This window comes from Mycobacterium sp., assembly GCF_035499775.1.
Taxonomy (GTDB): domain Bacteria; phylum Actinomycetota; class Actinomycetes; order Mycobacteriales; family Mycobacteriaceae; genus Mycobacterium.
The window spans coordinates 1-12,180 of the sequence record NZ_DATJYB010000575.1 but is presented as its reverse complement, the minus strand read 5'-3'; the positions used below and the strand labels follow the sequence as shown (position 1 = coordinate 12,180).

The window sequence follows — 12,180 nt, the reverse complement described above, 5'->3', positions numbered from 1 at the left end:
GGTCCTCAGACCGGCTTGATGTAGTCGACCAGCCACTTGTTGTCGACGTGCTGCATCGTCACTTGTAACCGGGAGCCGTCGTAGACCGGTTTCTGGCTGACGTCGGTCACGGTTCGGTTCATGAAGACGAGCAGCTGGGCGGAGCGTTGGTCCAGTGACTCGACCGCCGCTCCGACCACATTCGCTTGCACAACAACCTGACGCTTCTTGGCCTCGGGGATGACCTGGGTATTGGCGCTCTTCTCGAATTCCTGGCGATAGTTGGGCGTCAGCAACGGGTAGGCGTCGGCGAGGCTTCGCTCGACGGTCTGGTAGTCGTACGCGAAGATTTTGGGGATATCGGCCTGGGCGACATCGAGTACCGCCGCGCGGTCCGAGGGGCCGTCGACCGGGGCCGGCCGGCGGCTCTTGGCGATCATCAGCCACCCGCCGACGACGGTGCACGCGACAATGGCCACCACCAGCGCGACAACGCTGGCCCACCAATACCGACGCCGCATCAGTTGCCACCGTCCGGGTACTTCAAGTCGGCGATCTTGTAGGTGCCGTCGGACTGCTTCTCCACAAACAGTCGCAGTCGATACGCCTGCGGTTTGTCGGCGCTCGGAGCCTGGTCACCCGGTCCCGAGGCTTGCACTCTCGCCGCAACCAGAACCGTGGCCTTGTCGCCGTTGAGCTCCTCCAGACCGGCTCCGTTCACCGTGCAAGTGCTATGCGTCCCTGCGTGTTTCCACAGCGCAACGAGATTTTGGGCGCTTTTCGTGAGCATCTCGTGCATCGGCCCGACCGACATGTCCAACATCCGCTGGGCCTGGCGCTCGGCTGCTTCCGGCGAGACGGTGTACATCGTCGTCGCGTACGCCGCGGCCGCGTCGACGTATGGCTGCCATTGCGGACGAATGGTCATTGGCTGTGGATTCGGGCGGATCAACTGTGTGGTGGCAAACCGGCTGACGCGAGCAACAGAGCCAGCAGAACCACGAGCACCAGTGCGCGAGACCTGGTTCGGTTCGCCACCGGCTCCCGATCAACGATCGTGGGTGCGTCGTACACGGCGGGGGCGGGCATCGGCACTGGGGGCGGGATCGGGGCGGGGCGGGTGGGCGGAGCGTATTCGGTCAGCGCACGGGCGAAATCGGAACAGCCGGCGAACCGGTCGTCGGGGTTCTTGGACAGTGCTTTCGACAGCGCGGGATCCAGCGCCGCCAGTTCCGGACGGACGGCGGCCAGCGCGGGCGCGGGTGCATTCAGATGGCGGCTGATGACGACGGTCGGGTTTGAGTGCGGAAACAGTTGAGCCCCAGTCAGCAGGTGATAGGCGGTGGCGGCCAGCGCGTATTGGTCGGCTCGTCCGTCGACCTCCTCACCCATGAGCTGCTCGGGCGCACTATAGGCGACGGTGCCGATCGTCATGTTGGTCGCGGTCAGACCGCTGATGTCATCGACGTTGCGCGCAATCCCGAAGTCGGTCAACACGATTCGCTGCTCAGCGGCGTCTCGATGGGTGACCATGATGTTCGCGGGTTTCACGTCACGGTGCAGCAGTCCCTGCTTATGCGCATAGTCGAGGGCGCTGGCCGCGGCGGTGACGATGCGGATCGCATCGTCGAGAGGCAGCCCCGCCGGGTGGTCGGCTAGGCCCGTTTTCCGCGTAGTTGGGGGTTAAGGTTTGTGGTTTTGGATGTTGTTGTGGTGCTGTGTGTTTCGGGCCATGGTGGGGGGATGTCGAGGTGGGCGAGGATGAGTCGTTGGACCGTGGTGAGTCGGTCGAGAACGAGTCCGCCGGTGGTGTAGGTGGCGTGTAGGTCGGTGAAGGCGGTCAGCACGGCGCGGGCGGTGGGGACGGCGTCTCGGTGTTCGGGTAGCAGGCCGGGCAGGGGGGTTTTGGGGCCGAGAGCGGCGCGTAGGTCGGCTTCGATGAGTCCGTAGACGAGCAGGGCGATGCCGATGACGGCGATGAGCGCGTGGATGCGGTCGTCGTTGTGCAGGAAGATGGGCCGCACGTGCAGGGTTTGTTTGAGGTCGCGGTGGCGTTGTTCGACAATCCATTGGTCTTTGTAGGTGTCGAGCACGTCGAGCGCGGTCAGGGTGTGGTCGGGTGGGTCGGGCAGGTTGGTGGCCAGGGCGTAGAGCCCGTCGAGTGCTGCGGCGGCGGTGATGGCGTCGGGGTTGCGACGCCAGGCGATGGTGGGTTTGCCGTCATTGGTGAGGCCGGTGGTGACGGTGATCAGCTCGGCGATGCGGTGTCCGATGATGGTGGCGACCCGGTCGTCGACCTGCTTTTTGGTCTTGTAGTAGCGGCCGCCGAGGCCGTTACGGATGCGGGTGAGCGCTTCCTGGGCCTTGGTCAGGGCGCGTTCGCGGGCGTCGGCGACGGAGGCGGCCTCCTCGGAGGACCAGATGTAGGCGATGCGCAGTCGGTGGGTGCGGCCGGTGTCCTCGTCTGCGACCTCGCGCTCGCGCAGCGCGCCTTTCCACACGGTGCGCTCGTGCTCGGGCAGTCGGCGTTCGCGCGCCGAGCAGTGGTCGAGCCGGTCCAGCGCGGCCAGCCCGTCGGGCAGGTCGGCGGCGAACCACTGGGCCCAGCCGGTGTCGGCGCGCAGCGGCACCACGAACCGCAACCCTTTCGCGTCGGCGGCGCACAGCCGGCCCAGGTAGCCGAACCCGGAGTCGATGACGCAGACCACGCCGGGCGGGGCCAGCGCGCGGATGCGCTCGAGCGTGTCGGCGAAGCACGGCGCCTCGCCTGATCCCCCCGGGTGCGGCCGGTAGTAGAGCGCGACCCCGGCGCGGTTGGACACCTGCAGGGTCTTGACCTGCCGGGCGATCGTGCGGTCGGCGGCCCACCCCTTTTCCACCAGCGCCGAGCCCTGGTAGCCGCCGGTGAACCGGACCGCGGTCATGTCCAGGTGCAGCCGCGACAGGTCGGCCCCGCAGCGGCTCGCGGCGGCCAACGCGAGTTGGCCGCGGACCTGCTCGGCCACCGGGGCCAGCGCCTCCAGCGCCCGGCCGAGCCGGTCGTCGTTGAGCAATCCTGCTGGGATGCCGAATAATTCGGCCATCGCCGCCGACGACGCCCACCCAGCCACGTCGTAGAGCGGCGCCGGCCCGCACAGCCGGTTGGACACCAGCGCGGCGATCACCTCCCCGTGGGTGAGCATGGCCCGCCCGCGCATCGGGGCCGCCGCGTCGATGAGTTCGACCAGCCCCAGCCGGTTCAGGTAGTGGCCCACCAGCAGCAGCGGCCCGACGTGGCGGCGGGTGCCGGCCGGCGGCGGGTCGAGCCGGGCGAACGAGGCCGCCAGCTGCTCCAGTTGGCCCGACGCCTTCAGCTCGTCCTCGCGGCCCAGGGTGCGCAACACCCGGTGCCGTACCCCGCCGGACTCGTCCCGGAAGGCCTCGACCAGCCGCAGGTATACGTAGCGTTTGCCGCCCTTGGTGACCGCGTGCCGCTTGACGTACATGCGCCCCATCCCGATCTCGTAGGTTGGCCCTACGTTATCGCGACCGGAAGCGCATTACAAGCATGTAATTCGGTGTGTTTCCGTGCCAGCCCTGCTACCACAGTTTGGCCCTACACCAACCCGTAGAGCGCTGATTCGTCGGCGGCAGGGACAGCACCCCACTACAGTCGAATCGCCCACTCTCGCAATGCGCTACCACAGCCAGCCATGCGCCGATCGGATGCCGAAAGGTCAGGCCCTACGCTCGATCGGTGCGGAAAACGGGGCTAGGAGCCGCCCTGTGTCGACCCCGTCGACGAAGTCCATGGAGATCCAGAGTTGGCCGTCGGCCTCACCCCGATCGTGCACGCCCACGATGTGCGGACGCCACAGCTTCGACGCCAGATCAGCTTCCCGACTGAACCGGTTCCGGTACTCCTCATCGGCCGACCATTCCGCGGGCAGCAGTTTGAGCGCGTCCTGGCGTGGCAGCCGCGGATGTTGGGCGAGATATACCTCCCCCATCCCCCCGGACCCCAGCAGGCGCACGATCGTGAACCCCGCGAAGGTCGCGCCGTTCGACAGCGGCATGAGCCGCATCGTACACACGGGCTGCGGGCGCAGTAGTGCGCCATGTCTTCGCCCGCCGCGTGGCTGGCCATCCAGGTGTGGAACCAGCCGGGCACTTCGACATCGGCGGGATGGTGTGTCGGTAGCTGCGACCGAACCAGGCCCGCAACGAGTTTGACCAACCGACGGCCCGAGACATCCCGAAACAGGGTCGGATACCCGGTGTGGAAGAACCTGCTCACCACGGGAAGATGCGCCAACAACTCGGTGCGCCACATGTCCATGGTCGCGGCGTCCGGCGGCACCCCGATATCGTCGGCCGGGACGGCTGCACCGATGCCCTCGGTGATCAACCGCGCTATCTGCCCCACATGGGTCATTGACGTCACCAGCGTGCGCAGCCGATACCACCTGCTGTGTACAACACCGTCGAAGATGATGTCCGCGGAGCTGCGGTGTTCGATCTCCTCGATGTAGTGCCACAAGAACAACGACGCGACGCGACAATCGCCGTGGTACAACAGATCCCGCTTTTCGATCATGAAGGTGAACAGCGGCGGGAAGGTGGCTTCCAGGCTGGCGATGTAAGCCAGATGGGACTTCAGCGGTTTGGCGGCGTAGAGGTCCTCGTAGGCGGCGATGACCCGGTCGAGCGTGGTGCCCAGCGCGGGGTACTGCGCAATGAGCGCGTTGACATGTTTACGGTGCGCAGCCGAATGCTGTGCCTCCTGCGCGAGGAAGACCTCGGCCTCCGCACGAAGATCCGCATCCTCGATGATTCTCAAGGCGTCCTTGGCCGCCAGCACGATGTAGCGTTCGAAACCCACTGCGAAGAACGAGATCACGTTCGACATCAGTCCCGACGCGGGGTTGGCGGCATTCCACTGGAACGGCACCGACTCGTCGATGTCGAAGCGCATCTTGCGGAACGTCACATCGCTCACCAGAGCCATGGTAGGAACCGACTGGACAGATAATCAATACTGTCAAGTCGGCTAAATGCCTTACGGCCGCCGCGTGCCCAGCCTGAACACCCGCCAACCGGCTCGCTGCCAGCGCTCCACATCCAGGCAATTGCGGCCGTCCACGATTACCCGGGCCCGCACCCGATCGCTGAGGTCGCCGGGTTCGAGGTCGACGAACTCCTGCCACTCGGTCAGCACCAAGACCGCGTCCGCGCCCTGGCACGCTTCCGCCACCGAAACCGCGTAATTCAGCGTGGGGAACAGGCGCCGCGCGTTTTCCAGGGCTTTCGGGTCGTACACGTTGACGGTGGCTCCGTTGAGCTGCAATTGACCCGCGACGTTGAGCGCGGGCGAGTCGCGGACGTCGTCGGATTCTGGTTTGAACGCCGCGCCCAGCACGGCAATGTTCGCTCCCAGCAGCGCACCGCCGCACGCGGTGGTGGTCAACTCGACCATCCGGGTACGCCGGCGCATGTTGATGCTGTCCACCTCACGCAGGAACGTCAGCGCCTGGTTGGCTCCCAGCTCGCCGGCGCGGGCCATGAACGCGCGAATATCCTTGGGCAGACAGCCACCCCCGAAACCCAAACCGGCGTTGAGACATTGGCGCCCAATCCGTGGGTCGTATCCGAGTGCGTCGGCCAGCAAGCTGATGTCGGCGCCCGCCGCCTCGCACACCTCAGAGATCGCATTGATGAACGAAATCTTGGTCGCCAGAAAGGCATTGGCCGAGACCTTGACCAACTCGGCGGTCTGCAGGTCGGTCACCAGGAACGGCACCCCTGCGGCCAGCAGCGCCCCGTACAGCTCGCGGACAATCGCCTCGGCACGCACCGAATTATCCTGTACGCCAAGCACAATGCGATCCGGCGCCAGGGTGTCGTGCACCGCGTAGCCTTCGCGCAGGAATTCCGGGTTCCAGGCGATTTCGACATCGACGCCGGTAGGTGCCAGCGCGGCGGCTCGGTCGCTCAAGTCAGCTGCAGTGCCCACCGGGACTGTCGACTTACCGATGAGCACCGCAGGTCTGGCCAGCCGGGGCACCAACGAATCGATGACGGCATGGACATGATGCAAGTCGGCGCCGTATTCACCCTTCTTCTGCGGTGTGCCAACCCCCAGGAAGTGCACGTCGGCGAAATCGGCCGCCATGTCGTAGTCCGTGGTGAACCGGAGCCGTCCGGCGGCGAGATTGTCGGTCAGCAGCTTCCGCAGACCGGGCTCGTAGAAGGGAATATCGCCGCCGCTGAGCTTGGCGACCTTGCCCGGGTCGATATCGACCCCAACGACCTCGTGTCCCAATTCCGCCATCCCGACGGCGTGGGTGGCACCCAGATATCCGGTGCCGAATACGGTGCATCGCATACAACCGTGTCTAGGTTGCCGCAATGAGCTAACTGCATCGGGCCGTTGAGCGAAAGGCAAACGCCAGGTGACAGGTGGGCCACCGAGGCCTGGACCACTCAGCGGCCGTGGCCTCCACCGAAGCCGCCGTGACCGCCGCCACCGAAACCACCGCGGCCGCCGCCACCCGGGAATCCGGGGAATCCGCCGCCGCCGCGGGGGCCCTCACCGGGGAATCCGCCGCGGGGGCCCTCACCGGGGAATCCGCCACCACGAGGACCCTCACCGGGGCCGCCCGGCCCCCCGAAGATCGGCGGTATGCCGGGTATCAGGACTGGCACCGGGACGGGCGCCGCCGGCGGCGGAGCAGGCGCCGGCGCGGGGGCCTGCGGCACCGGGATCGGCGCGGGAGCCCGCGGGATCGGCGCGGGAGCCTGCGGGATCGGCGCGGGGGCCTGTGGCACAGGTGCGGGAGCTTGCGGCACAGGTGCGGGAGCCTGCGGTGCCGGGACAGGTTCCTTGGGCGCCGGGACAGGAGCTGCCGGGACCGGCTGCGTGGGCGGGGCGACGATGTTGCGGCCCGGGTCGGGCTGCACTCCGGCTGTCGGCCGGATGCTGAGCGCCAGCGAAACGACAAGCGCCGTCACACCGATGATCAAGATCGCTGCCACCACGCTGCCGACCAACGCGAATGGCGCGCGCTCGCGGTAGTCCTCCATCCCGGTCGACACGCTTTGCTCACCGGTGTAGGCGTCGTCGGGAACAGCACTGTAGGCGAGCGGAACACCGTCGTCGAAGCCCGCAGCGACGGGACCTGCGAAGTAGCCGTGATCCACCACATACGGGATTACCCCGCCGGTGCCGGGATCCTGCGCGTACGCCCGCGCAGCCGTGGAGGACGCGAACAGGGGCGCGTTCGCCGATGCCAGCGCGGCTCCCCGCGCCAGCGCCGTTTCCGGCTCCTCAGGCGCACTCAACGGGAGCGTGCTGGCGGCCTCCAGGGCCGGTTTGATCAGCGGGATGTCGATGCCCGAACCGACGACAAAGACGCCGTCCGGGCGCGTCTGAAGCTCCGCGGCGTTCGACACCATCGTGGCCAGCTGGGCAACTGCCTCGTCGTCGTCTTCGGGTAGCGCTTGCCGCTGAATATCGTCGATCGAGCCGTCGGCCGTGTGGACGACTGCCAGCGTCGCGGTATCGGGCTCGATGAACAACAGCGCCGTGTGCGCGTAGTTGGTTTCATTGCCGACCGAGTGAGCAAGCGCGGCCGCGGCGAGAAACGCCGAAACCAACATGACGTTCTCGATCTTGTGGGCCGCCAGCGCGTCGCGCAGGGCGGCGGCCTCGATAGGGTCAGTCCACGTGACTCCGGTCGAGGTCAGCTCGTAGCCACCCGCGGCAGCGCCCTCGCGGGTCCCCAGAATCGCCGAAATAACCTGATCGGCAGCACCGACGGGCTGACCGTCGGACACGACCTCGAAATTGTCTTGGTCGACGGTGAGACCATCGCCGTTTTCACCTTCGACCAGCACCATCCGGACTGCGGTCGGTGCCATCGAAACACCTAATACGGTGTCCACAGCTCCCCCAATAGTCTTCTGATTTGCCGGTTAACACTTCACGCAATGGGCTTCTAACCTACTTACAGTTCCCCGTATCCGGCGATTTTACCCGCCCAGAGATGAGGATGCCCGGTGCCAAGCGCTCGGGAGGACCCGAATGGGCTGACTACCTGCGGCCGAAGCCGCCGAATCCGCGCCCACCACCGAAACCACCACGCCCGCCGAACGGCCCACCGAAACCGCCACGCCAGCCGCCAAACGGTCCAATGAAACCGCCGCGTCCGCCGCCAAACGGTCCAACGAAGCCGCCACGTTGCCCAGGCAGCGGCCCGCGCTGCCGTGGCAGCTGCGACTCCCGCAACTCAGTCCGCGGTTGGAGCACAGGAGAACGCGGCGTCACGCGCAACGGAGGTTCGGCTGCCGGCACGCGTGGTGCCAGGGGAACCAGCACCGGCGGTGGCGCCACCGGAACCGGCGGCGGGGCGGCGGGAACCGGAGCCGCTATTGGCGGGGGGATCGGTCGCGGTACCGCCACCGGCGTGGGCAGCCTGATTTCCGGCCGCGGAACGATCGCCGGAGCCGGAGCCGGTGCGGGCTGGGCCGGCGCGGGCTGGGCCGGCACGATGATGTTTTCGTTGGGGCTGGGCCGCAGCGCGACGGTCGGACGGATGCTTATCGCCAACGCGATTTCCAGCGCTATCACCGCGCTGATGCCGACAACCGACAGGGCGCTGCCGAGCAGCAGAATCGGCCTGCGCCGCGGCGCGCTCTGGTCCAGCTCGGCGTCGTCGGCCGCATCGTCCGCTACGGCGCTGTAGGCAACGTTGTCGACGCCGGCTTGGTCGTCGGCGACAAGGTAGGCATCCCGGTATTCGGGCCGATCACGCATGCCGGGATCCAGCGCGTAGGCCTGCGCGGCCGTGGACGACGCGAACAACGGCGCATTCGCCGACGCCAGCGCCGCACCCCGGGCCAGGGCCATCTCCGGCTCTTCGGACACGGACAGTGCAAGCGAAGTCGCGGCCTCCAGCGCGGGTTTGATCAGGGGAATATCGACTCCGGAACCGACGACGAACACACCCTCTGGGTGAGTCTCCAGCGCGTCGGCACCGGAGACCATTTCGACCAGCTCGGCTACCGCCCGGTCCTCGTCGTCGGACAGCAGCCGGCGGTGCACATCGGCGATCGACCCGTCGGCGGTGTTGATCACAGCCAACGTCGCGGAATACGGCTCGACGAACAACAGCGCGGTCCGGGAGTAGTTCGTGGCATCACCGACCGCCTGAGCCAACGCTGCCGCGGCCATGAACGCCGACACCAGCATGACGTTTTCGATCTTGTGGGCGGCCAACGCATCGCGCAGCGCGGCGGCATCGACGGGATCCGTCCAGGTCACGCCGCTGGCTAGCAGCTGACAGCCGCCCTCGGCGGCGCTTTCCCGAGTGCCGAGGATAGCCGAGACGACCTGAGCGGGCGCAGTCGAGGGTGACTCAGTAGTGACGTCGAAGTTGTCCTGGTCGACAGTGACCCCGTCGGCGCTCTCGCCTTCGACCAACACCATGCGGACCTTCGTTGGTGCCATCGAGACACCAAGCACCATGTCCACCACCGCTCAAGCTCCTCCTAGGTAGTTTGCTGAGCCACCGGATTTTCACAGCCGGCTCAAACGATTAGCTGGGGCGCTATACAGTTCTTGCAACCTACGGAACGGTGCTTATTCTGGACCGACCGTGACGTTCAATGCTACTCGCGAAGCTCCTGAGTCCAAAGGATAGATGGTTGCTAGGTGAGACCTACCGGTGGCCGCCGCCGAAGCCGCCGCCATGGCCGCCGCCGAAGCCGCCACCGCCGCCACCGAAGCCGCCGTGGCCGCCGCCGCCGAAGCCGCCACCACCAAACGGACCGCCGCCGCCGAAGCCGCCACCACCAAACGGGCCGCTGGGTGCCGGGGCCGGAGCGGGCATACCGCCACCGCGGCCGCCCCCACCAAACGGGCCACCACCGAAGGGACCACGGCCAAACGGCCCACTCGGAACCGGAGCCGGAGCCGGAGCTTCAATCGGCCCGCGGGGAGCACCACCGAACGGGCCACCACCGAACGGACCACCGCCAAACGGCCCATTCGGAACCGGAGCCGGAGCCGGGGCTTCAATCGGACCGCGGGGAGCACCACCGAACGGGCCACCACCGAAGGGACCGCCGCCGGGGGTAATCGGCCTGGGTCCCAGACCCGGCGGGGTTTGGTGGATGGGCTGTTGCGGAATCTGGCCGCCGACTTGCGGTCCCGATCCCGGGAACTCGCCGCGAGTGGTAAATAACGGCCGCGGTTGCTGGAAGGGCCCCTGCAGCAGCGGTGGGCGCGCCATGGGCGCTTCGGCCGGCGTGAGAAGCCGCGGCATCAGAATCGGCATCCGCGGCGGAGCCGCCACGACGGGCACCGGGGCCGGAGCCGGAGCAGGCGCCGCCGGCAGCGGAGCCGGCGGAGGCGGTGCTGCGGGAAGCGGTGCGGGAGCCGGAGCCGCCACCGCCGGTACAGCCGGCCTGGGTACCACCGCCGGCGCCGGGAAGTCGATCTTCGGGTGCGCGGCAGGCACCTGAACCGGTGCCGGCTCGGGCGCTTGCTGCGCCGGGACGATGAGATTCTGGCTGGGGTTCGGCTGCAACGCGACCGTCGAGCGGATACCGATCGCCATCGCGATCTCCATCCCCACCACGGCGACGATTGCGATCACCGCCAGCCCGGTACCCATCAGCAGGACCGGCCGATGGCGTGGCCGCCGTTCATCAGGACTGGCGATCACGTCGAGGAGCACGGTTGCAGCGTCGGCGTCGTCGTCCGGAACGGCACTGTAGGCGAGTTCGTCGCCGAGTTCGGCCTCGGCGCCGGTGAACCGGAGATAGTCGGGCATCGCGGACTGGTCCACCGTCCCGGTGCCGGGGTCCTGCGAGTAGGCCATCGCGGCGGTGGACGACGCGAACAGCGGTGCGTTCGCCGATGCCAGGGCCGCCCCTCGGGCCAGCGCGGTTTCCGGCTCCTCGGGCGCGCTCACCGCGAGCGCAGTCGCCGCTTCCAGGTGCGGTTTGAGTGCGGCGACGTCCACGCCGTCCGAGCCGATTACGAACACGCCGCCCGGCACGGATTTCAGCGTCTCGAGCCCGACAACCATATTGACGATTTCGGCGGTGGCGAGCTCGTCGGAGTCATTCAGCGTCTCTTTGCGGACATCGGCGATGGAGCCGTCGGCGGTGTCGACGACAGCCAACGTCGCCGTCTCGGGCTCGACGAAAAGCACCGCGGTGCTTTCGTAACCCATTGCCCCGCCGACATTTTGGGTCAACGCGGCCGCGGACAGGAACGCCGAGACCAGCATCACGTTCTCGACCTTGTGCGCCGCCAGCATGTCGCGCAGCGCAACGGCTTCGAGTTGGTCGGTCCAGGTCACCCCGATCGAGGCCAGACGCAGACCCGCGTCGATCGCGCCTTCCCGGGTGCCGAGGATGGCGGCGATCACCTGATTCGATGCGCTGGTGCTCGCGTCACCGGCATCGGCGACGTCGATCTGATCTTCTTCTACCGTGGCGCCGTCCGCATTTTCGCCCTCTACCAGGACCATCTCGATCGATGCGGGTGCCATTGACACCCCGAGCACGATATCCAAGAGACCCCTCCACAGGTTTCAGTTACATCGGCCATGTCCGCGCGGAGGAGAAAGCGCAGACCTACTAATGATCCCGCAGATTGCTGGTGACGGCGCCCTGGCCAAGCTATGTAGATCTTATGAAGTTCTGGTAAGAGCGAGACGGCGTCGGCCCTCGCTGGCCCTGGTATTTCGACCCGACCCGCGAGCTGCCGTAGGGGTGTTCGGAGGGGCTGGTCAGCCGCAAAATGCAGAGCTGACCGATTTTCATGCCCGGCCACAGCGTGATCGGCAGATTGGCGACGTTGGACAGCTCAAGGGTGATGTGGCCGCTGAAGCCGGGATCGATGAAGCCCGCCGTCGAGTGGGTCAGCAAGCCCAGCCGACCCAGCGATGATTTGCCCTCCAGCCGTCCGGCGAGGTCGTCGGGCAGGGTGAACAGCTCCAGCGTCGCGCCGAGCACGAACTCGCCCGGATGCAACACGAACGGCTCTCCGTCGATGGGTTGCACCAGGCTGGTGAGTTCGTCCTGCTGCTTGGCGGGGTCGATGTGGGTGTAGCGGGTGTTGTTGAAGACCCGGAACATGCAGTCGAGGCGGACGTCGATGCTGGACGGCTGTACCAGCGTGTCGTCGAACGGGTCGATGCCCAGCCGGCC

9 protein-coding genes and 2 pseudogenes are annotated in these 12,180 nt (G+C 67.2%); all 11 read right to left on the bottom strand.

The genetic code is table 11. The annotated features are described in order from the left end of the window. Window positions 1-5 precede the first annotated feature (5 nt). A complete protein-coding gene (locus tag VML93_RS34730) occupies window positions 6-500 on the bottom strand; it encodes a mammalian cell entry protein (RefSeq protein WP_414686526.1) in 495 nt (164 codons plus the stop codon). Beyond that, the gene (locus VML93_RS34725) at window positions 500-907 is read right to left on the bottom strand and encodes a hypothetical protein (RefSeq protein WP_325617784.1); all 408 of its coding nucleotides are present in this window, start codon (window positions 905-907) and stop codon (window positions 500-502) included. The genes VML93_RS34730 and VML93_RS34725 overlap by 1 nt, the downstream gene beginning before the upstream one ends. A gap of 20 nt (window positions 908-927) precedes the next feature. Continuing rightward, window positions 928-1,593, bottom strand: coding sequence for a serine/threonine-protein kinase (locus VML93_RS34720; protein ID WP_414686527.1), 666 nt, complete (start codon window positions 1,591-1,593; stop codon window positions 928-930). Between the two features lie 41 nt (window positions 1,594-1,634). Continuing rightward, entirely contained in the window at window positions 1,635-3,473 is a 1,839-nt protein-coding gene (locus tag VML93_RS34715) for an IS1634 family transposase (protein WP_325617782.1), read from the bottom strand. 258 nt (window positions 3,474-3,731) lie between these two features. Then, window positions 3,732-4,034: pseudogene (locus VML93_RS34710) on the bottom strand (serine/threonine protein kinase); the annotation flags it as partial. Window positions 4,035-4,393: 359 nt separating this feature from the next. After that, window positions 4,394-4,933 (bottom strand): annotated as a pseudogene (locus VML93_RS34705) (metal-dependent hydrolase); the annotation flags it as partial. Between the two features lie 84 nt (window positions 4,934-5,017). Continuing rightward, window positions 5,018-6,343, bottom strand: a complete 1,326-nt coding sequence (locus tag VML93_RS34700; RefSeq protein WP_325617780.1) for a UDP-glucose/GDP-mannose dehydrogenase family protein — start codon at window positions 6,341-6,343, stop codon at window positions 5,018-5,020. Window positions 6,344-6,441: 98 nt separating this feature from the next. Further along, complete coding sequence (locus tag VML93_RS34695) at window positions 6,442-7,902, bottom strand: DUF7159 family protein (RefSeq protein ID WP_422656544.1); 1,461 nt, start codon at window positions 7,900-7,902, stop codon at window positions 6,442-6,444. A 148-nt stretch (window positions 7,903-8,050) separates the two neighbouring features. Next, window positions 8,051-9,493: a DUF7159 family protein gene (locus VML93_RS34690; RefSeq protein WP_422656543.1), complete on the bottom strand. Its 1,443-nt coding sequence runs from the start codon at window positions 9,491-9,493 to the stop codon at window positions 8,051-8,053. A gap of 184 nt (window positions 9,494-9,677) precedes the next feature. Beyond that, the gene (locus VML93_RS34685; RefSeq protein WP_422656542.1) at window positions 9,678-11,543 is read right to left on the bottom strand and encodes a DUF7159 family protein; all 1,866 of its coding nucleotides are present in this window, start codon (window positions 11,541-11,543) and stop codon (window positions 9,678-9,680) included. 106 nt (window positions 11,544-11,649) lie between these two features. Further along, window positions 11,650-12,180, bottom strand: a 531-nt coding sequence (gene dcd / locus VML93_RS34680) for a dCTP deaminase (protein ID WP_325617775.1), incomplete at its 5' end; no start/stop codon positions are given.